The sequence below is a fragment of the cf. Phormidesmis sp. LEGE 11477 genome (genome assembly GCF_015207105.1).
GTDB lineage: Bacteria > Cyanobacteriota > Cyanobacteriia > Phormidesmidales > Phormidesmidaceae > Phormidesmis.
In genome coordinates, this window is sequence record NZ_JADEXO010000056.1 from 1 (window position 1) to 25,060 (window position 25,060).

Genomic DNA, 25,060 nt, shown 5'->3' on the forward strand with positions numbered 1-25,060 from the left:
AGCAAACTCATGACTGGCACGCCAACAGGCAATTTGTCTCGGCCTGCTAATCCTTCTAGCTCAATCACAAAGCTAAAGCCAGCCACCGTTCCGCCCGCTTTTTCGACCAGTTCTGCGGCGGCAGCGGCGGTTCCGCCTGTTGCTAGCAAATCATCGACAATCAGCACCTTAGTGCCAGCAGCAAAAGCGTCTTGATGGATCTCTAAGCGATCTTCTCCGTATTCTAAGGCGTAAGCCACAGCGTGAACGGCCCTGGGTAATTTTCCAGCCTTGCGAATAGGGACAAATCCCTGGGACATCTGATGGGCTACTGGCATGCCAAAGATAAAGCCGCGCGATTCAATGCCGGCGATAATCTCAGGCGAAACGGTGTCAGCCCCGGCACAAAGCTCTGAAACCGCATGGTCTAGGCCCGCTGGATCTTGCAATAAGGTCGTAATGTCTCGAAAGGTAATACCCGGCTTCGGAAAGTCTGGAATATCTGTGATCAGGGCCTTTAGATCCATAGTGAGCATACCTTTCACGGTCGAGTTTACAGTCAGTTAGCGCAGTTAAAGACGTTCAAACACAGGCATCTTAGCAGGCGGCGGCAAAGCAGGCAGGTTTCTAGGGCAAGTTATCCTTTGGGTAATTGGGTACCTGCCGTGTTGTCAAACCAGCCTTTGCGCCAAAAGTAATAAGACAAACTAAGCGCGATCGCAATCATCATGCCCCAGCACAGCGGATAGCCCCAATAAAAGTCCAGCTCTGGCATATTCCACGGAGAGGCGGCTGGATTAAAGTTCATACCATAGACCCCGACAATAAACGTCAGCGGAATAAAGATAGACGAGATCACCGTTAGCGTTTTCATCACTTCATTCATCCGATTGCTCACCGAGGACAGATAGACATCCATCAAGTTTGCCGTCAGCTCTCGATAGGTTTCAACAATATCTAGCACCTGTACAACATGGTCATAGCAGTCTTGTAGATACACTCGCACTTCTGGGCGAATCAGCGTATTGCTATCGCGCACCAGTCGGCTCAGCGCGTTCCGCTGCGGCCATATCGAACGGCGTAGGCTCATCAGCTCTCGTCTGGCCCGGTATATTTTTTGCACCGTCTGTTCACTTGGATTAAAAATAACTTCGTCTTCTAGCAGCTCGATGTATTCACCGTAGTCTTCTAGCACGGGAAAGTAGGCGTCGATCACCGCATCTAGCAATGCATAAGCTAGATAGTCCGCGCCTTCTGAGCGAATCAGCCCTTGTCCGGTCCGAATTCGTTTACGCACTGCGTCTAGGCAATCTTGCTCTGGTTCTTCTTGCACGGTGAGTAAATAGTTTTGACCTAGCACAAAGCTAAGCTGCTCGCTGGTAAAGCGGTTCTCGCCTTCTTTTGCCTCTAGATCGGGCATAACCATTCGCGTAATGATCAATAGCTGATCGCCGTAATATTCGATCTTAGGCCGCTGAGGAACGTTGACCACGTCTTCTAATACCAGCGGATGCAGGTGAAAAACTTTGCCTAGTCGATTGAGTACATCCTCGTTGCCCAGCCCCTGTAAATCTATCCATGAGACTGATTCAGAGTCTAAGTGAATAGCGGCTTCTTCAGGCGATCGCAGCCTTCTTCGAGTCGCAGACTTGGCGCTGTAGTCAATCAGCATCAGCTCGGTGGGCGCAGCATCTTCATCGATCACCAGCGTGCCGGGGGCCATGCCAATCTCGTCATAGTGGTAGTCCCAATGGCGGCGTTCTTCCTCTTCCTCTTTAGTCAGGGGCACGAGTTTGTTAGACCACTCATCTGCTCGCGGTTCTATAGGATGCTGTTTCATAGGGCTCCTTGATAAGGCTCGTGTAAGTAAGGCTTGTGTAAGACTTGAACGTCTCTGGCTACTTTATAAGATCTACTTTTTTGTAAGGTTTGAGCTATTATGTTTCCGTCTTTGCCAGCGACTGACAACCCCTGCTAGTAAAGCCAGTCGCTCGCTTTAGTGAATTTGCTTTCAGTGACTACCCCATCGTCTTTTCATGAAAGCTTACCGACCGAACCTAAAAAGCCTTGCCGAGTAACCGTTACGGCACCTGGCTGGCAGGGGGCACAGGCGGCGGCGATCGCGGCTGGCTGCAGCAGCATTTCAGACATGCTAGAAAAACTGGGCCGAGGTGAGCTAGCTATCATTACCAGCGATGCCATTGAGCTAGATCCAGTCTCTGATTTTGCGACGAAGCGACCAGTTGATTCAGTTTCTCAGCCAGTACAGCCAACGCCACAGCACGGACATCATCACGTTTTACCCATTTCATCTGAAAATGGTGCCAAAGAGATAGAGAACGGAACCACCGTAGAAGCTAGGCAAACAAAAGAGCAGCTTCTACGCTTGGCGCTGATCAAGCTGCTGGTTACAGGTACTTGCGCGGCTATCATCATTGGATCACTACTCTACATTGCCGATCGCATCATCACTATGACCTCTGATATTTTTGGCGATCGCGAACAGGCTTATCTAGAAAGCACTACTACTCCAGCAACAGGTGATATTATTGCTGGCTACACCGTTAGCGACGAATATGGCATTCGCCCCATTCACCCGGTCACTGGAGAACTGAACGTGCCTCATAACGGGGTCGATCTAGCAATGAATGTGGGCACGCCAATCCACGCCGTCGGTGAACCTGGAGACACTGTCACCGTCAAATGCTGGTGGGATGTAGACGGCGGTGGCTGGGTCGTCGATCAAACCGCACAATCCTATCCTGGCTATACGTTTCAATCTTTGCACATGTCAGAGAATGGCTGTCGGCAAGGCAAAGCCAAAGCCGGAGAAGTGGTTGCCTATTCGGGCAATAGCGGTCTGGGCACTGGCGCACACTACGACTTCCGCGTCAAAATCGATGGGAGCTATGTACCCCCTGCCACTATTTACTTAGAATCTGCTGTTACTGGCGAACCGCCAAAAGACTCTTAGATTCAGATACCTTCAGGGTGATCTTGCCTCGCTGACTTCGTTCTTGCGCTACGATACTGCTCAGAATTGTAAGACCAGATTGTGAAACCAGGCTTTCTGTTCACTGTCTATGATTTCCTACAAAAGTTGATACTGTGCTGAAGTCAAAGCAGATCAAACGTTCTAGCGCGGCAAGACACTTACTTTTAATCAAGGTTTCCCTAGCGTTTTTCCTGCTTGGAATTAGCGTCGTAGCTAGGCGAGAAACGACCTGGCCAATTATTTCTTGGATTCTCTACAGCGGCTATACGGCGCGCTTTCGTCCGCCCGAGCCTACTGCATCTGCTTTGGAGCTAAGAGCCTACACTGTAGACGGCGATCTCCACATCGTTAAACCCGAGCAGCTTTTGTCTGTACCCTACGACAGCCTTTCTTATGACATTGTTGAGCAAGCATTTACTGATGACGACATCGATGTGAGAGATGCTAGCAGAGCGTACCTCACAGGGGCTGTCTCTAAGCAAATCGACGCCCAGATCGAAACGATTCAAGCTTGGACGCTATCCTATCCGGTTGAACCTTTAGAGGTTCCGCCTATTCAGCGACAGTTTCCTGCTGCTGAAGTGATGATAGGCAGCTTTTTGGCAGAAGATACGGCACAAGCTAATGAATGAGGGAAAGATGACAGTCCGCAACGCCGTTCAGCGTGTAAATACGGCTGTAGATGCTTGGTTTACCCAGCCTGAGAAGAATGCAGCGGGCAGAATTGGGCTATCGAGAATAGCGTATTCGCTCTTCTATCTGTGGCATCTCAGTACTCACTCGTCAGACTTCCTTAGTGGTATGCCAGGTTTCTTCGTAGAGAAGGAAGTTTATCTGGTCAAATATGTTTTTAGGGACTTTGGAGCATCTCTCCCGCCTCTCTTTTTTCATACGCTCGAATCGCTGCTAGTGGCTGCTCTGGTGTTGTTGGCGTTTGGCTATAAAACCAGAGCAGCAACGATCGCTGTTTTGCTGATTGGCTGCCTGACTGAAGGGCTATCGACGGCCATTGATGGCAAAAGAACCCTGGTGACTTTGGTCTTCTACATTCCTTTCTTTATGGCGCTCACCAATGCCTGGGGGAAAACCTATTCTGTAGATTCGGCCCTAGACAAACGCAGTGGCAGAGTGACAGTTGATCCTCACGATTCTGACTGGGACTATTTTTTGCCCGCTAGAGCACTGTTGATCATTTTCTCAGCGCTATTCTTCGGTTCGATGGTCTATAAGGTAGCTTTTGGCGGCGCTTGGTTGAGCTATCCCGATATGATGGCTAACTTTTTCCTAAACAGAAATATAGAGGCCGCGCTATACGATCTGCCGCTAAATCCATTAGCGCCTTTCATCGCTCAAACGCCTCTCCTATACCTTTGCGTCCATGCGACGACGCTACTTTTTGAAACATTTTTCTTTTTGTCTTTGATCAACAGCAAGATCAGAGACTTTTTGGTTTCAATGGCATTGCTCTTCCATGCGGTTAATGGCCTTTGGCTCGTTGTCACTGTTACGCCAATCCTGGCTGGATACTTTTTGTTTATAGATTGGCAAGCCATCAAAGACTTCTTCTTTCCGTCTTCGCCCTCAAGCTCTAACACTCCTGCGATCGCACCCAAGGCGATCGCACTTCTAGCACTCTTTCTAGCAGCCATTTTGGGATTGCTCTGGCACAGCGGGCTAGGGGTTCGAGAGCTATTCAATCTCTATGGTTTGATTGACTGGAGAACCATCTGGTATCCAGTGCTGCCACTTTCTTTGGGCTGGCTGATAATGACGGTAGTTCGCTGGCGCAAACCTGTCAGGATCTGAGCGTTTGATTGCCCATCACGATAGCTATGCCTCAACTTATTAAGCGTTTCAGTATTTCCCTTCAGTCGCTAGCCCTTTTTCGAGGTCTGGTTGCGCTGACGGTTGTGCTAGCGGCGTTTCTAGAGAGAGTAGGTAGCAATGCGGATATTAGTTTGATAGCGGCACGACAAATTTCGCTCTATTTAGATATCCTCATATCGGTATGGGTAGTCGTCTTAGGTCTGCTTTTACTGATCGGCTACCGTACCAGACTCATAGCGATTCTTTGCCTAGGCACCTGTGGTCTAGCCGCACTCTGGAGCGTTGGACAGTTCGGGCTGATTGCCGGAATGCTGCTGCCGATATTGTTCTGGAGCTGTTTTTTACCGCTAGGAGCGGCGTATGCTCTCGACAGCGCTATGAATACGGCGAGAGTGTCGCTGCCTACGGCTGTAATCTCTAGTGCTACAGTCGCGCTGATGGTGCAGCAAGGGTTTAACTATTGGCTACCGGAAACGCTGTTTTGGTCAGCTTTGGCTGGGTCTGCGGCATCGGAGATAGCTGGAAGCCGCAGCGTGATTTGGATTCTGGGGCTACTGTCACCTTTGTTCGTACTGGCTTCTTTATATCTGAATCTGTACCGTTCTGTTCTAGTCGCAGTATTCGTCTGTATTCACCTAGCTGCGGTTTTGGCGTTTGGTCAACCCACACTATTGCACCTGCTGGCGATCGCCCTTTGGACGCTCTATCTGCCTCAATCTTTGTGGGACACTTGGGCAAAGCGTATCGATCGCCCAGCACGGCGAGGATTGTCAATTTACTACGACGCAGACTGTGGATTTTGCAAGAAGGTGGTTCACGTTCTGCGGACGATTTTGATCTTACCGAAGACGCCATTGGCTACAGCCCAAAGCGACCCGTCTATCTATGTAGATATGGAAACCTACAATTCTTGGGTGGTGGTGGACTGGCAGCAAAATCGCCATTTTAAGTTCGAGGCGATCGCATACATCTGTAGCCTGTCTCCTGTTTTTCGATTCCTAGCGCCTGTTCTTAGGTGGAAACCGGTAATGGTGGGAGGAACGCGCTTCTATGAGGCGATCGCCAATAACCGCAAACGGGCAGGCTTACTAACAAAACCGCTCAAGTTCCACACTAGCTCCGTACGATTATCTCGACTAGAGAATAGGATAGTGTGCCTGTGCGCTGTGGTCTATTTCACAACGCGCTTACCCCAGTTAATCGCGGTGTTGAAGACTATACCCTAGCAGCGGCAGCGGTAAGCCCGTCTAGTAAGCAATGATTTTGTGACTGGTAGCAATGCTGCTTGTTCATCCCTACCATTTGTAAGTTTTCAAACTTGCTGAGATAGGTTTGCACAACCGCCAGGGATTTGTCAGCGTCAACAGTCGAGACTGGATATGCTCGCTGCTGGCGCATCACTGTACTAGATAGAGATTGACAGCTAGAAGCGTCTGCTACCAGTCTCAGTGTGATTAGCTCATGGATGGCTAGGTCGATTAGGGCAGCGTCGCTCATCTGCCAAACTGGATCGCTCTCGTCACAGAGATAGCTTAGCCCTAGACAGTTTGCGTGATTACAGTCCTGTTGCCGATCGCTGTAGGGTTGACTACGACTGGAGGTCTGAATGCGGCTAACAGAAACCTCTGGGCTGTGAACGTGTAGCCAGTTCTCAGGCAGCGCGGATACCAATTTCACCAGTAAAGGCACGACAATGACGTGGCGATATTGCAGCCGACCCGCTGCCAACTGCACAGACGCTGGCGCTGGTGGATCTAATCGCTGAATGAAATCTGATAGAGGCAAACTTGAGAAAATACTGCCGGGTGAGTACTCATTCAGCTCACTGGACGGCTTACTGAGCGGCTCACTGAGCGGCTCGCCGGGTAGGTTACCTGAATGCTTACAAGTGATTACTTTGGTGATCTGGCGGCTGTTGTGTTCAATGCTGACAATATCGGTTTCTAAGCTGACTGCTGAGCCTATTGCTTCTATCTGCCGCTGACAATCTTCCCAAACGGATGGTGAGATCGCTGAACTATAGTCAGCTTTGGTTAAAACAGTTGAACGCGAAAGCCTGGCAGATCCCATAAAGAAGCCATCTTGAATGGATCTCTTGGCGCAGTCAGCCGTTAACCTAGCGGCGCTTACGCCCCAGATCTTTTGAAAATAAGGCTCAAAAAATATCTGGTACAGGTGGCTACCAAACTGCTCTATTAGCCATGACTGAGCCGTTTCGGCTGTTTTTCCTGGGTTGAGTTGAGTGCTCAGCCGTGCTTGCAGATACCCTAAGCCAGTGAGAGCAACGTTGATCGGCCCTAGGTGTTTGATCGCATTCGTGGCTGATAGAGGACAGGTGAAAATGCGATCGCGATAATAAACAGCCGATCTCATCTCTGCCTGCTTAAAGTCTCCGGCTAGTACCTGCCAAACTTCTTCGACCGCACTGTCATTCGATGCAGCATTCGATGCAGCATTACCCAATGACCTATCGCCTGCCGTCCTACCCGGCTCTAGACCTCTGATCAAGCCGTTCTCAGTTGAACCATCCTTGACTAAGCCGTTCTCAACCAGATAGCTACTGTCGCTCAACTTACATCGATAGCCACCGTGTATTTCTGTTCGTGCGTAGCCACCTGCATAAGTGTCAGGCGATATGACATGAACTAGCTCACCAAACTGCGAGAGTTGGTAGGCCGTAGCTAACCCGGCTGGATCTGCACCCAGTACAAGTGTAGGGGAGCAGGCTTGGGCCTGTGACTGAGAAAGCGTTTGAGAGACTGCCTGCTGAGAAGCTGTCTTTGAAGAAACTATCTTTGAAGAAACTGTCTTTGGAGCTGTCGGAGCAACTCTACGTTGTGAACCCATCGTTTTATCCAAACCCTGATAGATAAAGCCAGAGTATTGGAACTAGCGCATACTCCTACGTAAGAAGACGTAAGGTGTCCTTGCAGCCTTCCGTAGAAGTACGGCTGATGGGCAAATTTTCACATGCCGCTTCACATTCGCTAAAGTCGATGAGCTAAATTTGACTCGTTTCGGGTTAGCACCAAAAACGAGTCAGCTAAATTTGACCAGCTAAAATTGACCAGCCAGCGCTGCCACGCATCGATCGCAGATCGCTGGATCTTCTGCTGACTCGCCTACGTGGGTTGAGTAGTTCCAGCAGCGATCGCACTTCTTGCCATCCGCATTCAATACAGCAATAGTCAGACCGTTCACATTCGCCTGGTATTTCTCTGCCTCCAGCCCGTCCAAACTATCCGACAACTCCACTTGAGAAACCAAGAACAAGTAGCGCAGCTCATCAACCTGATTGCTAATCTGCTCACCAGATGCTGTCAAACTATCCGCTGGGTTCATTGCTGCTAACGTCTTGCTTAGGCTCGCGTCACTCGTATGCAGCAGCAGCTTTGCTTCTAGAGAAGATCCGATCGCTTTATCCGATCGCGCCTGCTCTAGAACGACATTGGCCTCATCGCGAATCGTCCGTAGCTGCTGCCACTTCTCTACTAGATCGGGTCGCTGCCACGCCTCTTCCATCTGCACCCAGCCAGATTCAAACACCGACTCGCTGCTGACCTCATACGGTAGCGCCTGCCAAATATCTTCGGCCATGTGAGAAAGGACCGGCGCGATCGCCTTGGCTAGACTCTCAATCGCTACCGCTAAGACCGTCTGGCAGCTACGTCGCCGAGCCGAATCAGCCGAACTGATATATAGCCGATCTTTCGCAATATCTAGATAAAAGTTCGATAGATCAACGACGCAAAAATTCTGTACCGTCTGAAAGAACTGAAAGAACTGATAAGACTCAAACGCTGTTTTTACGTCTGCGAATACTTCTGTCATTCGGTGCAGCATGTATTGATCGAGTTCCGGTAGATCGGCGTATGCGATCGCATCCTTCGCCGGATCAAAATCATGCAGGTTCCCTAGCAAAAAGCGCGCCGTATTGCGGATCTTGCGATACACATCCGACATCTGCTTCACATTACGCATACCCAAGCGCATATCGCCCGAGTAATCTACCGAAGACACCCACAGCCGCAGCACATCGGCTCCATACGGCGGCTCTTTTTTCTTGTTGTTCCCACCTTCAATGATCACTTTGGGATCAACGCCATTGCCTAACGACTTACTCATCTTGCGCCCGTTTTCATCAAGCACATAGCCGTGGGTAAGCACTTGACGATACGGTGCATGGCCATTGGTCGCCACGCTCGTGAGCAAGCTCGATTGAAACCAGCCTCGATGCTGATCCGATCCTTCTAGATAGATCTCCGCCGGATAGTCTAGCCCTTCGCGCTGCTGCACGACCGAGGCCCAAGAAGAACCCGAGTCAAACCACACGTCCATCGTGTCCGTGCCCTTAACATAGGTCTTGCCATCGCTGCGATACGTTTCTGGCAATAGCTCATCTACGCTTAATTCCCACCAGGCATCCGCACCCTTTTCCGCCACAATCGCCTGCACATGGGCAATCGTTTCTTGCGTCATCAACGGCTCTCCTGTTTCTTCGTTGTAGAACACTGGAATCGGCACACCCCAGCTTCTCTGACGAGAGATACACCAGTCAGACCGCTCAGAAACCATCGAGGTGATCCGATTCTTCCCTGTCGCCGGAATCCACTCCACCTCGTTAATAGCGTCAATAGCTTCACCGACAAAGCCTTTCACAGAAGCAAACCACTGCTCTGTGGCGCGATAGATGACTGGCTTTTTGGTTCGCCAGTCATAGGGATACTTGTGGTTATACGGCTCGTGCTTTAGCAGCACCTTTTCTTCAGTCAGTGCTTCGATCAGCTTATCGTTTGCTGTCTTCAGCACGTTCAGCCCTTCGAAGCTGCCAGCTTCGGCTGTAAAATTACCGCGCCCGTCTACTGGACACAGAATCGGTAAATCTTCTCGCTGGCCTACTGCAAAGTCTTCTTGTCCATGTCCCGGCGCAGTATGTACCAAGCCCGTGCCTGACTCAGTAGTGATGTAGTCGCCGCCAATCACAATCGGACTGATCCGATCAAAAGCTTCTTCCTTAGTCGCCAGCGGATGACGGTAGGTAGAACCCGCCAGCAATTCCCCTTTGATCTCTGCTACAACTTGCAATCCGGTGCCAAACAGATCGCCTAGCTTTTGGGCCAAATCCTTCGCCACGATCAGGTACTTAAACGGCTCTTCAGATTCGCTTTTCACCACCGCATAGGTCAGCTCAGCATTCACCGCCACTGCGACATTTGCCGGGATCGTCCAAGGCGTTGTAGTCCAGATCGCCACGCCCAAACTATCTAAATAAGGAGCCAAAGCTGACTGAGCCGCCTCCGCAGCACTCACCACCGGAAAGGCCAGATAGATACTCGGGGAAATGTGGTCCTCTGGATATTCCAACTCTGCTTCTGCTAGTGCGGTTTGAGAAGATGGACTCCAGTGTACAGAGCGCAGCCCTCGGTAGATATAGCCATTCTCTACCATCTTGCCAAACACGCTGAGCTGCGCCGCCTCATACTCGGGCAGCAGCGTCATGTAGGGATGATCCCAATCGCCCCACACGCCGTATCGCTGAAAGCCTTCGCTCTGCTTTTCTACGGTTTCTAGGGCGAATCCTTTCGCTCTTTGCCGCAGCTTGATCGGCGTTAGCTCTCGCCGCTCAGAAGACTTCATCTTCTGCAACACCTTCAGCTCAATTGGCAGACCATGACAATCCCAGCCTGGCACGTAGCGAACCTTGCGACCTTGCAGAATCTGATATTTGTTGACGATATCTTTTAGAATCTTGTTCAGCGCGTGGCCCATATGCAGATCGCCATTGGCATAAGGAGGGCCGTCGTGCAGAATGAACGGCTCACCTGGGTTGTTTTGCGCTAAGGTCTCGTAGATCTTCTTCTCTTGCCAGTAGCTCTGTAGCTCTGGTTCGCGCTTGACGGCATTAGCCCGCATGCTGAAGTCAGTCTGGGGTAGCAAAACGGTCTCTTTGTAGCTCTTAGATTCGCTCACGGGGGATCACGGGTAGGCGTTGAAAAAACTTTGAATGGAGTAGAACTTAATTGAGATTAGGACATTCTGCCTTGAAGTCTGGTTCGCTTCAAGTCAATCAATCCAATCGCTATCGTCGTCGTCATCAAAGCTGCTTTCATCTTGACTCGTAGCTTTGTCTTCAACTTGGTTTCTAGTTAAGGCTGGCGGCGGATCGCGTCTAGGAATTTCGATTATGGGCTTGGAGGGTTTGGGCTGGGTGAGCGATCGCACCACATCCCTTGCCCAGCCCAACAAGATAGCAGGTATCGCTAGTAGAGAAGGCTTCTGGAGCGATCGCACTGCCGTCCCTTTATCTCTAGCTGTCTCACCAGACACAGTCTCTAAATCATCATCCCAGTCATCAGCGGCAGTATCAGGCCAGTCCACTTTGTCAGCACTTTTGGCATCAGCGGCCTTAGTATCAGCGTCTTCAGCTTTGGTTAGATCAAAATCAGGTTCTGTCGCTTTAGGTTCTATAGGGTCATTTTCTTTCGTGACAGCTTCAGTCACGACTTCTGTATCTGTAGTTACGGATGTAGTCACAGATTCTTCGATAGCTGCGGGCTTAGGTGCTTCGGATTGAGGGCTGTCAGATGGGGTAGGCTTGTCTGTTTGGATAGCAATGACTTCTGCGATCGCAAATGGAGGATCAATATGTTCTATCTCTGAGAGCTCTATCTCTGAAACGTCCGTTTCTAGATCTTCTATAGAAGTCGGGCTTTCTTGGATATCGTCATCGAAACCATCATCCTCAACAAATTCATAGTCGTATAGGGGTCGCCTGCGAGGATCAGAGCTTTGATTCAAACCCTGGCGTAATCGCTCAGTAGACGACCCTGTCGCAGGTCGATCTTTTAGCGTCGCTAGCCTCACCGTATCAGAAGGTGCAATCCGCAGTTGATTCAACCTACTTTTTGCCCAGTCAGTCACGACCTCTGGGGTCAGCACAATCGGCGTCTGCTGATAAACTGGCGTTTTTTCACGCCGCACCGCTAGCGTCTGCCAGCCTAGCCCTATCAGCAGAGCGACCGCCACAATCTGGCCTAATAGAACAGTCGGCGTCATCTGCTCAGCCCCGAACCACAGATCCACGGCGTACAGCAATCCCAAGCCGCTCCATACAAGATCAGAACGGCGGTGAACTTCTGGATACAGAAAGGCTGCTAGATAAAAGGTAACGCTGCCTAACCCCAACAGCACAGCCAAAACATTTGCGAGCATTATCAACTGCTGACGAACCCTCACCATTGTGTCGGATTGAGGGCAATTTGACACTACGAGCGTTAGTCGTCACTTGGCCAAATACAGCTCACAGGCTAAAAGTTCATGAGTATATGGAGCCTCCCGACAAAGCCATAGTCCATTTGGCCGTATTCGCCAAAATCTCGGTCTGTACAACCCTGGCCCTTCTTGGTCAACTTACCTCTCTAGTTAGAACGGTCACATCGCGCCAGAATCTTTGCTGAAGAGCACCAGCGCCGTTTTAATAATCAGCTGAACGTCGTACATCAGACTCCACTTGCGCTGATACTGCAAATCTAACCGGATCACATCTTCAAAACTAGTCACTTTAGAACGGCCATTCACCTGCCACTCGCCAGTTATGCCCGGCTTTACGTTAAGTCGCTGCCACTGAGAAACCTCATACTGCTCAATCTCATCGGGTGTGGGGGGCCGTGTCCCCACCAGGCTCATATCACCTTTTAAGACGTTCCAAAATTGAGGGAACTCGTCTAGGCTAGTACGACGCAGAAATTTACCAATCCTGGTGATGCGCGGATCTTCGTCATTCTTGAATAGCGGACCTTCAATTTTGTTAGCGACTTCTTGCTTTCTAGCCTCAGCGTCTGTCACCATTGAGCGAAACTTCCAGATCTTGAAGCGTTTGCCCATCCAAGAACAGCGAATCTGGCCAAATAAAATCGGACCACCATCGTCTAGCTTGATGATGATGCCAATCACCACATACAAAATGGCTGTGATAGCTAGCCCAACTAACGCACCAATAACATCCATCGCTCGCTTTGCTTTTGAGCGGACGGACGGGTGGGTTTCTGGTCGATTCTCTAACGCATTTTGTACCCAAGGTGAACGACCAGGCTTCGACCGATTAACGGTGGGATCGCTCGGCGTACTTTCTCTGATGGAAAAGACTTTGTCTAACTCTGTTAGGGATAGAGCTACCATCACCTGGGGAGGCACATTGATTAAATGAAGCTGAGCCGACTTTGATTCGCAGAGTTTGTGACAAATGACTAACGCGCCAATACCACTGCTGTCTATGAACTGAGTCTTGGCAAAATCAAGTACAATTTCTCTCAAGTTAGGCGTTTGTTCAAAAGCCTCTTCGCAACCTTGTCTAAAAGCAACCGCTTCGAGCACCGTGAAGGTTTTACCGAGAGAAATTGTTCCCATAGCTTCGACAATTCTAGCGTCGAAGCTAGCCTGACTGGGGGAAGTCATAGGGCTGTTCATGATAAAAACTAGAGAAACATTACAGCGGCTGAAGCTCGAAGTCGTCTTTCCTTGAGAGCATAGCTGTAACAGCTAATCAAGGCTATATCTATATATTGAGTGCCCAGCGACGTTAAAGTATTAGAGGCGCTGCAGCAATTAGAGGCGACAAACACAATGCTTTCTAAGGCGGGTAACTTCTCCGATATCGTCTGTGTACGGGTTATGCCCGTACTAGATGCATCGAGCATAACCCGGCGTACTTTCCAGCGTACACTCTTCGTTTTGTCTTCTTGAAATCTGCATAGATTCAGCTAGTATCTGTCTCTATTAAGTGAATTTATTGACGGAATGCATTCCTATGCAGTTGGCTATGTTAACATCTATTTTTCGCTCAATATAGTACATCATTCGTTGCTAAAACTCTGTATATCCAATTAGCAGAAGATTTAACCAGCAGAGCAAGCTAGCCTAGCGTAAAGGCCACCAGGCAACTTTGTCTCTCGTCGCCCCATAGACTGCTTTCATGCCTTCTGGATCGTAGACGCGAACTAAATCTGTCTCTAACTTGGTACTAGCCTTGAGCAGACCTACCCTGGTCATACCTTTAAGTACTTGCTCAACGGTGCGATGGTTTAGCTGACAGGCTCTAGCGACAATATCGATCGGTAGATCGAAGCTAAAAATACCGTCTTGACTGGGCTGGCTACCTAGCGATCGCTCTTGATAGATGAGGGCTCGTAGCAGAGCTGCCACAGCTTGAGGGGGATAGGTACTACAGTTGAGCAGATGGTATCGAAACTTTTCTCGTAGCTCAAATAGCAGCGTATACCGTGCTTGAAAATCAGAGCTGCTTTGATAGAGCTGCTGAATCACAGCTTGAGGAATCTTGACGACATCGGTAGTTTTGTAGGCTTCTACCAAGCTGGGGAATCCATGGTAGATCTGGCCATAGCTCACGTTGAGATTCAGCATGCCAAAGCAGCCGCCAGCATAGATTAGGGCAATGACTCGATCGAGTGGCGCGCTGCGGACAACCACAGGACCGCCGTTTAAGATCACATAGAGATCGTCTAGCGGCGTATCGGGCAGGTGAGCTGTGTAGATCGGGCGGCTGGCATACAGTTTTTCTAGCACACAGCTCTCTGAGTTCAGCTGCTGAGAAAGCGCTTGAGCGTCCAATCCTCGAAACAAAAAGCATTGCTGGGTAAGGGCGTGTATCCAACTGTCAGCAGCAGCAGTCTGTATGTTTTTCTGTGTCACTTCGATATAGCCTGCTAGAGCTTCTTCCCTATTCTGGCACGTAGTTTTGTGGTGGTGGAATAGCTTCTGTACCTAGGCTACAGCTAGAAACCGGCAGGTAAGTCAGCGCTGCAAAACAATACAGCAGCTTCACTTTGGCGCGAATGCTTTACTAAGCTAGACAGCTAAGCAAGACTAAAGTTATGTCTGCAAACGCTTCAAAGACAAGAAACGATCAGCCTGTATTACGCATTCCCGCAGCAACGCCGTTGATGGTTAGCAGGGCACCACGCAGCAGTTCGCCTTTGCTGTAGCGCGATCGCACTCTGCCGGTGACTGCGTCATTGCCATACTCTCGCAGGCGCTTTAGCAGGGCGACCTGTAAAAAGCTGAGGGGCACAATCGTGCCGTTTCGCAGTTGGACTGATTTTTGCAAACTCAGATCGCCATCTAGCAGATTGGTATGGTCTGTAACCTCTAGCACCACTTCCCTGGTGAGATAGAATTCAGCAGCGATTTGGTCAAACATCTTCTGAAAATCTTCACGCTTTTCATCGCTGCTGAGCTGATTCACATAGTGCTGAGCAATCTGTAAATCTACTTTAGCTAAAGTCATCTCTACTTTTGAGATCACCATTTTGAAGAAAGGCCATTTGGCATAAAAATAGCGCAGTTGCTTGATGTGCTCTGTGGGTTCTGCTTCGATAAATTCTTTGAGCGCTGTGCCAACGCCATACCAAGACGGCAGCAAAAACCGAGTTTGCGTCCAGCTAAATACCCACGGAATGGCTCTGAGGCCATCTAGGTTCTTTTTACCGCCGCGCCGCGCCGGACGAGAGCTAATCTGTAGCTGGCTGATCTCTTGGATCGGGGTGACCTGGTGAAAGAATTCGACGAGATCGGGCTGTTCGTAGATCAAAGCGCGGTAGTGCTGACGCGATCGCACCGCTAGCTCTTCCATAATTTCATTCCAAGCCTCAATGCCATCAAAGCTACTGCCTAGCACACTCCCTTGAATCACTGCCGTGGTGACAGTCTCTAGGTTGTATAGCGCCAAATCAGGCAAATTGTACTTAGAAGCTAGCACCTCCCCCTGCTCCGTAATCTTGATTCGACCGTCAACGCTGCGGCCCGGCTGCGCCAAAATCGCCTCGTACGCAGGCCCGCCGCCACGACCGACCGACCCACCGCGACCGTGAAAGATCCGCAGCGCGACGCCATAGCCTTCTGCTAGTTTCTGCAGAGCCTGCTGTGCCTTATGAATCTCCCAGTTACTGCTCAAGAACCCCGAGTCTTTATTGCTGTCAGAATAGCCCAGCATTACCTCTTGCAGCGCTGTTTCTGCTTCCTCTGGCTTGGCTTTAGCAGCTTCCATTGCTTCATAGCCGCCTTGTAGCATCGCTCGGTATAGCGGTAGTTCCCATAGCTGCTGCATCACAGTAGGCGCGCGGCGCAGATCTTCTACCGTTTCAAACAGCGGCACAATCATGATCGCGCCTACGCCAGTGGGTGGGTCGAATAGCCCCGCTTCTTTAGCCAACAGTGCAACTTCTAACAGATCGCTAGCAGTGTGGCTCATGCTAATGATATAGCTCTGGCAAATACTAGGGCCGAACTCACGATGCAGCTTGCGAACCATACGGAAGGTCGCAATGGTTTCACTAGCTTTGTCAGAGAAGGGCAGCTCGCCTGGAATCAACGGCCTACGAGTGCTAAGTTCTTTGATTAGCCAATCTGTCTTTTCAGCTTCGCTGAGGTCGTTGTATGGCTTGTCTAGCAGTCCTAAGTAGTCTGTGACTTCGCCAATCGTGTCAGAATGGCGGGTGCTCTCTTGGCGGATATCTAGCTGAGCCAAGTTAAATCCATAGATTTCGACTTGGGCGATTAGCTCTTCTAACTCTCGGCAGTCGATGTTAGTTTCTTTTAGATTGGTTTGAATCAGCTTGAGCTCATAGAGAAAATCTTCGCCAAAGCGATAGAGTCGACCGCTAGAGAGCTCGCTGTCTAGGTTGGTTTCTCGTTCTTGTAGATAGTCGCCGTTATACAGCTTCTTGGATCTTTCTAGAGTGTTGATCAAGCGCTGCTCGATATAGGCTAGCTTCAGCCGATAGGGTTCTTGACGATAGCGAATAGCCAGCTCTTCGTAGATTTCTGGCATTTGGGTTTGGTCTTTTTCTAGCGATTCAAGCAGTTCCGATAGAATCTCGCTCCAATGCAGCGACAGGCTCAGGCGCTCGGTAAGATTGCGAACAGAAGCAATATATTTACCCAGCACCATGTTGCGCTGGTAGTTGGCGGTTTTCCACGTGACTTGGGGGGTGACTGACGGGTTGCCATCGCGATCGCTACCCACCCATGAACCGAATCGGCAGAAGCCATGTTTTGGTGGCTTCAGTGTCGGGAAAGTGCCTTCGAGCGCTCGGCAAATTCTTTGATAGAGCTGCGGCAGAGTATCAAAAAGAACGACATCAAAGTAGTGCAGCGTAAACTCTACTTCATCTAAGACCGAAGGCTTGAACTGATGCAGCTCGTCGGTTCGCCACCAGAGGCGAATCTCTTCAACTAGCTGCTTTTGAAGCGCCTTAATTTCCCAAGACGAAACTAAGCTAAGTGCGCGTGCGCCTTCTTCTTCTCTATCTAGCTGACGTAAGATCTCTGAAATTCGTCTTTGCTTATCGCGGATGGTGTGGCGCACAATTTCTGTCGGGTGCGCCGTAAAGACTAGGCGTACGTCTAGCTGATCTAGCAAACGCTGGATCATTTTGGGGGGCACATTTAGCCGTTTAAGCGTTGGAAACAGCCAGTAAAACGTACCGACATCTCTTAGGTTATCTGCTGTCCGAATGGTCTCGGCCACGGCGCTTTGCCCATTGAAGCCATTAGTACTTCGAGCGGACTGCTCAAGCCCTGTGACTGCGAGTTCTTTGGCGGCGTGTTCTTCTATAGAATGGCCTGCTGCAATTTCGGCTTCTTCATAAGCAGCTCGATACTGCTGCTGCTGTCCACGTTGTTCATAGTGCTGCTCAACGATGTTGATCAGTTGAAAGTAGAGAGCAAACGCTCTAGCCATTTTGATGGCGTCACTTAGCTCTAATTCTTCGATCAGTTGAAGAACGGGCGAGGCATCAGCGGCATTGGCCTGGCCGTCAGGAGCACATAGACGACGTAAGCGGGTCAATAGAGCAACTAGGCTAGGTCCACACTCATCTTCTAAAACGGATGCCCAGGTTTCTTCGACGCTTTTTAGTCGATGGCGTAGAAGCCAGTCGTGGGTGGTCGCAGCTGGATCGGCGGATTTGAGATCTGATACGTTCTTTAGCGTCGTGGGCATTGGTCGTTTCTGAGTATCTACCATTAAAGATAGGGGCCGTTTGAATAGGAGCAGCGAATCTATTGACGAAAAAGACGAAAAATTTACCTATTCGATCCTAAGTTTGCGTGTAAGGCACTCATAAGTACAGTTAAGTACAGTGAGCATTCGCCATGATTGTATGAGGTTTGGGGGCACTGCGGGCATGCCGTTGTTAAACGCATGTTGTGACCTGACCACTTGATTTCAAGCTTTTCTACACAGCGTTTATCGCTCGCCTATCGCTAACCATCAGTACTCATCGGCTCTATCAAGCCTCTATCCTCATGAGTCACTTACCGCCGACTATAGTCAAAATAGATAGATGAGATAGTCAGAAGCTATGCTTTTTCTCTAGCTAAGCTGAAGTTATTGGCTACAAAGTATTAGTACCGTAGCAGCGGTAGGGTGGGTAGGCGGCTACCTCGAAAAAATTCCTCGCTGCCGTTGCCCCATTGAGTGAGCGCGCGAGCCCCAATTTGACCAGAGACAATCACAGCGAGGAATGGCAGCGTGGCCAGACTAATTGCGACATCGGCTGGTAGGGGTAAGGCGATCGCGATTTCAGGAATTTCTGGATTAGTGGGCTTTGCCGGTGAAGGTTGATTAGTCTCTTGATCAGACGGCTGGTTAGTGGGCTGGTTTGGCTGAGTATAGCTGCTCATGTACGTACGTGGTGAGGTGTTGTGAACTGTTGAAAGTTTACTCGATGATCACATAAGATTTACTCGTGCAAAGTCAACAAAGGTGCCCTAGAATGCAGCGAGCGATGTGACAGTCCGTGATGTGACAGTCCAAGATGTGTGACTCTTTAGTCTTGTAGTCATCTTTAGTCTTGTGGTCATGGGCTCACTGTTTTTGTAGTCATGTATGTTAGGTTATCTCACTCGACAATCAGCTAGTACAGACCCATCTGTATTGATTCCCTGGCTACAGAAGAGCCTCCTAGACGACGGAGACGCCTTCGAGACAGTGATTCAAGCAAAGCTGCGAGGAAATATTCTCCATATTTTGTGCGAGTCGGCAAAAGCAGGGCTTGCTCGCGAGGTGGCGATTGCCCGGTTAGTGCGATCGCTGCTACAGCCAGAAGTTAAAGCCCGTTTAGAATCTGACTTTCCACATATCTATCAGATCTATCTCTACAGCAAAGAAGCATCAGCGACTAAGCCCGTGTGGAGCGCTCCGATCTATCTTAATCGGCTAGATCGGCATCTAAAGCGAGTCGAGCAGTGGGAAAAACGATCGGAAGACCGGCGGCAAAAGCATCAGCTAGAAAAGACGACCGACTCTGATTTCGATCAGGTGGTTAAACCAGGCGATCACAAAGGCCAAGATCAGCCGTCGCCAGATCAGCTACCGCTAGCTCAGTCTGCATCTGGCCAATCCACTACAGACCAGTTTCGATCAGTATCGACGCTAGATTTGGCTCGTCAGGGGAATTCGGATGCGATCGCCCAATACCTGGGAGAAGCTCTTAGCGCGCTGAACGTCAGTGTCAAAGTCAGTGCGCGAGTGCTTCCAGGAAAATCTAGTGAGCTTGACACTGGCGCACCGACTGCTGCTGGAGACGACGAACGCCACCAAGAATCAGCGCTATCCTCTCGGCTTTGGATACTCTGCGAAGCTAGCTACAGCCCTGATCCGCTCGTTATCGCTGAGCCGATTTCGCAGCGGCTAAGACAGTTACGGCTAAGACAGTTTCACGATGCTGTGATCACAATTCAGGTCACAGGAGAGACAGCTTCTGACTGGCGACTGCGAGTAGATCTAACGCCCCCAGAGGAAATGCTGCAGCGGTGGGGTCGATGGGGTGATGTACCAGCGCTCTCTTGTCTGGTCAATCAGATTTCTAAGTCTTATGGTCTAAAGCTAATTGCAGAAGTCAAAAAAGATACGCTTCACTTAATTAGCTATTCGATTGATGCCACCACCCAGTCAACCCGCACGGCAAAGACTCACACCGAAAAGACCAGTTCACTATCCACTTCAGCAGACTCCACTTCAGCAGACTCCACTTCAGCAGATAAAAGTCGCTCAGAAATAGAAGTTGAAGCGTTGGTGGCGGCTGTTGCTAGTCGGTTGCGGGCGATCGCCCCACAAGGTCTACAGCGGGCCGTTCTCTACGGCCCCTCGACAGATGACATTAGTCCTGAGTGGCTAAAAAGTATCGACCTGCCTGCTCTCCAACGCCCGGCGTTAAAAGAAACCGCCAAGGATTTGGCGGCCAAAGGCGATATCGAAGCACTTTCCTATTGCTTGATTAGAGCGCTTAACCCGGATATTCGTGAGCAGCTAGCGACTGGTGGTATCCGCGTACAGATCTTAGAAAAAGACAGTTTGCTACACATCATGACAGACGGGCCGATCTGTCCATCCAAGGCCGTCATTGTTCCACTGATCAGCCAGCTACTAAAACAAATTCAGCCATCAGGTCTAGACGGCGTCCGGCTGTACGGTCGTAGAGCCGGACAAAAGCAGCCTATTTGGAGCTATGGCCAAGACTACAGAGTGCGCGAGCGACTCGTACCAGAAGCGACGGCAGAGTTTGCCGCGTCAGACGCTTATGCCGGTGAGCTGATTACCTCGGTGAGCGATCACGACATAGCTAACGAAACAGCGGTTGATGACGACGCTGACATCCATTTAGGTTCAGTCATTAAGCGGGCCCTGCAGCGTATGTTGCTAAAAAGCCAGGTATTTACCCCGCTAGATGATGGGGACAATCTGCCGGTAAACCTGCCCAGTGCCTTTCAGTCAGACGGTGGCAAGATGGCGCTGTTTTGGGGAGCAGCAGGTGTCTTGCTAGCGATACAGTTCGACTTTATGGTAGGTCAGGCATTGCAGCAGGCAGCAGTTCCTCTTAAAACAGTCGAAGAAACGACCGTTGAAGAAACAATAGACAGCGGCAGACAGCTCGATGACCAGTTCAATGATGAGCTGAGTCGCTTGAACTGGAAGCGTGGCCAGGAGACTGACAGGCAATGGAATCGACTAGAAACTAATCAGCGTGACCAGAGAAGCGAGAGCTTTTTTGGCAGCAGTCAGGTAGAAGCGGGCGACTTCACATCTGCAGTGGACAATCGTGAACTGCTCTATAGTCCGAAGCAGTCTGTGATAGAGCGTGAAGCGTTGCTAGCAGGTTCTGAACTGCCCTCCTTTCGTAGTCAGCAGCTCGATGAGAAGTTAGCGCTCTATCGCCGTAGGGTTGAGCAATCGGGGCCCCCAGAGGTACTGGTGATTGGCAGCTCCAGGGCGCTGCGCGGAGTCGACCCAGTGGCTCTGAAAGCGGCTTTAGCTGAGTCTGGATACAAAGATTTAGATGTCTTTAACTTCGGCGTTAATGGGGCCACAGCGCAGGTAGTTGATCTGGTAATACAGCGCCTGATTGCGCCTAATCAGCTACCACAGGTGATTATCTGGGCAGACGGAGCGCGGGCGTTTAATAGCGGTCGAACGGATATTACGTTTAATGCGATCGCAGTTTCTGAAGGCTATCGTCAGCTAGAAGCGAGCGATCCGGTCAATGGCGTAGATGCCTTAGCCTTGGGCAGCATTGCCGACCAGCTAGCCGTACGCGCTACAGAAACCGATCAGGAACTTAGTGAAACCTTTGGTCAGGTGTCTTCTGCCTATGGCAATCGTGACAAAGTGCGATCGGCGATCGGTCAAGGGCTTACCGCTATCTTCCCTAGAGAAGGATTTCCCTGGACAGGGCCTTTTGAAACCGGTTTAGAACTCGCTGGTGAGGGTAATGCCGACGGAGCAATACTCGACCAAGAAGCTAGCCTTATCGACTACGATGGCTTTCTACCGCTGCCTAATCGTTTCAATCCAGCGACCTACTATCAGAATCACCCTCGCGTCGCAGGTGACTATGACAGTGACTACGAAGCTTTTCGGCTCGACGGTGAGCAGTCTGACGCGCTAAGGAGCCTACTACGCTTTACTACGAACAAAGAAATTCCTGTTGTTTTTGTCAATACGCCCCTAACCGACGAGTATCTAGACAGCTACCGCACCCGAGCTGAAGATATCTTCACCCAGTACATGCTGCAAGTCGCAGAGCGCTATCCCAACTTCACCTTCCGCGATCTAGGCCAGCTTTGGCCTGAGGAATACGACTATTTCTCTGACCCTAGCCATCTCAACCGCTACGGCGCATATAGGGTTTCTCAACGCCTATCCCAAGATCCGCTGATTCCCTGGCCTCAGACTTTTTGAGCGGATGCAAGTCGCTTGAATGAACCTTTCGACTAGATCTTCTGAACAGACTTCTTCCGAATTAATCTCTTCGCTTTCCTGGTAGCGATAGCCTAGCTATGACTCAGCCATCTATTCTCTACGGTCTGTTTTTGGCCGTCCTATTTATAGTCTATTGGCTGCTTCCGAACCAAAAGCCTGATCGGTCACGACTCAGCCAGTCTCTTAGGCTTTGGCTGATCCTGCTGGCAAGTCTGTTCTTCTATGCTTCCTTACCTACAGCAGAATATATACCGCTGCTGCTAATCCTAATTGCCATGAATTTCTTCATCGGCAAGGCGCTAGCTGCCCCGTTGGACTGGCGCATTCCCAATGAGGCATGGCCATATGCACAGATAGATTGGGCAAAACGCAAAACGCAGGTGCTGGGGCTAGGAATTACGCTTAATGTACTGCTGCTATTAGGTTTCAAGTATATTTCGCCGGGCTTATCCGGTCTGGGTTTCGAGCGACTAGCGACTGGCCCAGTGGCTGCATTAGCAATGCCGCTAGGGCTGAGCTTTTTCATATTTGAATGTATCGCCTATCTAGTAGATGTCTATCGGGGCTCGCCCGCCTGCGAAAGTTGGCTAGAGTTTGCCGCCTACAAGCTTTTCTTCCCCAAGCTGATCTCTGGGCCAATCACTCGTTTCCACAGCTTTTCAAACCAGCTTAAAGGGCTTTCCTTTCCCTCTCTTAATCGCAACGTAGAAGGGCTGTGGCTGATTGCTTCTGGCGCGGTTAAAAAGCTGATTATTGCTGATAATATTGGCCAGCTCGTAGATATCAGTGCTGAGAGCTTGCCTCGCGCAGGCAGCGGGGATATTTGGCTACTGGTTTTTGCCTACGGCTTACAGCTCTACTTTGACTTTAGCGGCTATGTCGATGTCGCTAGAGGTAGCGCGCTGCTATTGGGTTTTAACCTGCCGCAAAACTTCAATTTTCCGTACTTTGCCACTAGCATTGCTGACTTTTGGCGGCGCTGGCATATGACTCTAGGAGAATGGCTCCGAAATTATCTCTATTTTCCTTTAGGCGGATCTCGGCGAGGACTGATTCGAACTTGCGTCAATCTGATGGTGGTCATGCTGATTGCTGGCGTTTGGCATGGCGATCGCTGGGGGTTTGTTGTCTGGGGCGCGATCCACGGATTTGCGCTGATCGTTCATCGTTTAAATGGAACGCTTTGCGATCGCGTTACCCCTCTACAAACCTTCTGGCAAAGCAGACCCGGCATAGTACTCGCCTGGGCAATTACTCAGTTCACCATTTTCTTTAGCTGGATATTCTTCCGTCTGCCTAACCTTAATGATGCCAGCTTGGCCATACAGCGTCTATTCGGCCACCGCGCAGACATTCAATTCGCCCAGAAGGTCTACCTCGATTCCACTGGCCTTAGCCGCTCACAGTTGCTGATACTACTGATCTCACTAGTTGCCAGCATGGGCATAGCCTATGGCGTACAGCAAGAATTAAAGCTTCAAATTAGCTGGCCGATCAAAGTGCTGCTATTACCGCTTTGCTGCTTCTTTGCCTGGGTTTTAGCGCCTGATATGGCGTCACCATTCATCTACTTCGACTTTTGAAAGGCGCGATCTTCTAAGCCCGGCAGGGGGCCATTTATAAAGTGTAATAACCAAGAGCGAAGTTAGGCTTTGTGCGACTACCCACAAAAAAATTGATAGCAACGAAATAAATTAAGGGTTGTAATATTCCGTTACATAAGTTATGATAGTTACATCGGTTGAGAAACTTAGTTTTTCACTTAGATTTTCTAAGAGCTTTCTTTTTGAAGCGCTCAACCCATACGTACCTAACTACTCGGAATAATAATGACTACTACTCTACAACAGCGCCAAAGCGCTTCTTTGTGGGAGCAGTTCTGTCAGTGGGTTACAAGCACCGAAAACCGCCTCTATGTAGGTTGGTTCGGCGTCTTGATGATCCCGACACTGCTCGCCGCAACTGCATGTTTCGTCATCGCGTTCATCGCAGCACCCCCCGTCGACATCGACGGCATCCGTGAGCCTGTTGCAGGTTCATTGATGTACGGCAACAACATCATCTCTGGTGCGGTTGTTCCATCATCTAACGCGATTGGCCTGCACTTCTACCCCATCTGGGAAGCTGCTTCACTCGATGAGTGGCTTTACAATGGCGGTCCTTACCAGCTAGTAATCTTCCACTTCCTCATCGGCGTATTCTGCTACATGGGTCGTGAGTGGGAGCTGTCCTACCGTCTCGGTATGCGCCCTTGGATCTGTGTTGCTTACTCTGCGCCAGTCGCAGCAGCAACTGCAGTGTTCTTGATCTACCCGCTCGGTCAGGGTTCGTTCTCTGACGGTATGCCTTTGGGTATCTCTGGTACGTTCAACTTCATGTTGGTCTTCCAGGCAGAGCACAACATCTTGATGCATCCCTTCCACATGTTGGGTGTAGCGGGTGTATTCGGTGGTTCACTGTTCTCAGCCATGCACGGTTCACTCGTTACTTCGAGTTTGGTTCGTGAAACAACTGAGACAGAAAGTCAGAACTACGGATACAAGTTTGGTCAAGAAGAAGAGACCTACAACATCGTTGCAGCGCACGGCTACTTCGGTCGTCTAATCTTCCAATACGCTTCGTTCAACAACAGCCGTAGCCTCCACTTCTTGTTGGGTGCATGGCCTGTCGTCGGCATCTGGTTTACTGCTCTTGGTATTTCCACGATGGCGTTCAACCTGAATGGGTTCAACTTCAACCAGTCCATCATCGACTCACAGGGTCGTGTGATTGGTTCTTGGGCAGATGTCTTGAACCGTGCGAACCTAGGTATGGAAGTAATGCACGAGCGCAACGCTCACAACTTCCCGCTCGACCTGGCTGCTGGCGAAGCTGCTCCTGTAGCTTTGACTGCGCCTGCTATCAACGCATAGTCATTTGATTATCCCTTGATAGACCAACTTAATAGTTGATACGAAAGCCCTCGGTACTGTTTCTTTGGA

General features: G+C 50.1%; 16 protein-coding genes. 7 read left to right on the forward strand and 9 right to left on the reverse strand.

Annotated elements, in window-relative coordinates; all coding sequences use genetic code 11:
• A partial coding sequence (locus tag IQ256_RS16080) for an adenine phosphoribosyltransferase (RefSeq protein ID WP_193856566.1) occupies positions 1 to 506 on the reverse strand: 506 nt, incomplete at its 3' end.
• 110 nt (positions 507 to 616) lie between these two features.
• The gene (gene corA / locus IQ256_RS16085; protein ID WP_193856567.1) at positions 617 to 1,819 is read right to left on the reverse strand and encodes a magnesium/cobalt transporter CorA; all 1,203 of its coding nucleotides are present in this window, start codon (positions 1,817 to 1,819) and stop codon (positions 617 to 619) included.
• 174 nt (positions 1,820 to 1,993) lie between these two features.
• Here corA and IQ256_RS30450 point away from each other — a divergent pair, with 174 nt between their 5' ends.
• From IQ256_RS30450 to IQ256_RS16105, 4 genes are all read left to right on the forward strand, one after another.
• Complete coding sequence (locus IQ256_RS30450) at positions 1,994 to 2,953, forward strand: M23 family metallopeptidase (RefSeq protein WP_193856568.1); 960 nt, start codon at positions 1,994 to 1,996, stop codon at positions 2,951 to 2,953.
• A 134-nt stretch (positions 2,954 to 3,087) separates the two neighbouring features.
• Positions 3,088 to 3,606: a hypothetical protein gene (locus IQ256_RS16095; RefSeq protein ID WP_193856569.1), complete on the forward strand. Its 519-nt coding sequence runs from the start codon at positions 3,088 to 3,090 to the stop codon at positions 3,604 to 3,606.
• Positions 3,607 to 3,613: 7 nt separating this feature from the next.
• Entirely contained in the window at positions 3,614 to 4,780 is a 1,167-nt protein-coding gene (locus IQ256_RS16100; RefSeq protein ID WP_193856570.1) for a hypothetical protein, read from the forward strand.
• A 26-nt stretch (positions 4,781 to 4,806) separates the two neighbouring features.
• Positions 4,807 to 6,027 carry a DCC1-like thiol-disulfide oxidoreductase family protein gene (locus IQ256_RS16105; RefSeq protein WP_193856571.1) on the forward strand — a complete coding sequence of 407 codons (1,221 nt, stop codon included), beginning with the start codon at positions 4,807 to 4,809 and terminating at the stop codon, positions 6,025 to 6,027.
• Here IQ256_RS16105 and IQ256_RS16110 read toward each other — a convergent pair.
• The 7 genes from IQ256_RS16110 to IQ256_RS16140 form a co-directional block, all read right to left on the reverse strand.
• On the reverse strand, positions 6,017 to 7,648 hold the full coding sequence (locus IQ256_RS16110) for an NAD(P)-binding protein (protein ID WP_193856572.1): 1,632 nt from the start codon (positions 7,646 to 7,648) through the stop codon (positions 6,017 to 6,019). The genes IQ256_RS16105 and IQ256_RS16110 overlap by 11 nt on opposite strands.
• A gap of 210 nt (positions 7,649 to 7,858) precedes the next feature.
• Complete coding sequence (gene ileS, locus IQ256_RS16115) at positions 7,859 to 10,771, reverse strand: isoleucine--tRNA ligase (RefSeq protein WP_193856573.1); 2,913 nt, start codon at positions 10,769 to 10,771, stop codon at positions 7,859 to 7,861.
• Between the two features lie 93 nt (positions 10,772 to 10,864).
• On the reverse strand, positions 10,865 to 12,013 hold the full coding sequence (locus IQ256_RS16120; RefSeq protein WP_193856574.1) for a Ycf66 family protein: 1,149 nt from the start codon (positions 12,011 to 12,013) through the stop codon (positions 10,865 to 10,867).
• A gap of 219 nt (positions 12,014 to 12,232) precedes the next feature.
• The gene (locus IQ256_RS16125) at positions 12,233 to 13,255 is read right to left on the reverse strand and encodes a sugar transferase (protein WP_370623464.1); all 1,023 of its coding nucleotides are present in this window, start codon (positions 13,253 to 13,255) and stop codon (positions 12,233 to 12,235) included.
• A 462-nt stretch (positions 13,256 to 13,717) separates the two neighbouring features.
• Positions 13,718 to 14,509, reverse strand: coding sequence for a Crp/Fnr family transcriptional regulator (locus tag IQ256_RS16130; RefSeq protein WP_193856576.1), 792 nt, complete (start codon positions 14,507 to 14,509; stop codon positions 13,718 to 13,720).
• Positions 14,510 to 14,723: 214 nt separating this feature from the next.
• Complete coding sequence (gene ppc / locus IQ256_RS16135) at positions 14,724 to 17,843, reverse strand: phosphoenolpyruvate carboxylase (RefSeq protein WP_228024952.1); 3,120 nt, start codon at positions 17,841 to 17,843, stop codon at positions 14,724 to 14,726.
• A gap of 380 nt (positions 17,844 to 18,223) precedes the next feature.
• Positions 18,224 to 18,502: a hypothetical protein gene (locus IQ256_RS16140; RefSeq protein WP_193856593.1), complete on the reverse strand. Its 279-nt coding sequence runs from the start codon at positions 18,500 to 18,502 to the stop codon at positions 18,224 to 18,226.
• Positions 18,503 to 18,707: 205 nt separating this feature from the next.
• Between IQ256_RS16140 and IQ256_RS16145 the strand changes: the two genes are divergently transcribed.
• From IQ256_RS16145 to psbA, 3 genes are all read left to right on the forward strand, one after another.
• Entirely contained in the window at positions 18,708 to 22,058 is a 3,351-nt protein-coding gene (locus IQ256_RS16145) for a hypothetical protein (RefSeq protein ID WP_193856577.1), read from the forward strand.
• Between the two features lie 98 nt (positions 22,059 to 22,156).
• Positions 22,157 to 23,662 carry an MBOAT family protein gene (locus IQ256_RS16150; protein ID WP_193856578.1) on the forward strand — a complete coding sequence of 502 codons (1,506 nt, stop codon included), beginning with the start codon at positions 22,157 to 22,159 and terminating at the stop codon, positions 23,660 to 23,662.
• Between the two features lie 246 nt (positions 23,663 to 23,908).
• Positions 23,909 to 24,991 (forward strand): photosystem II q(b) protein, encoded by a 1,083-nt coding sequence (psbA, locus tag IQ256_RS16155; RefSeq protein ID WP_193854236.1) that lies wholly within the window; start codon positions 23,909 to 23,911, stop codon positions 24,989 to 24,991.
• The last annotated feature ends 69 nt before the right edge of the window (positions 24,992 to 25,060 follow it).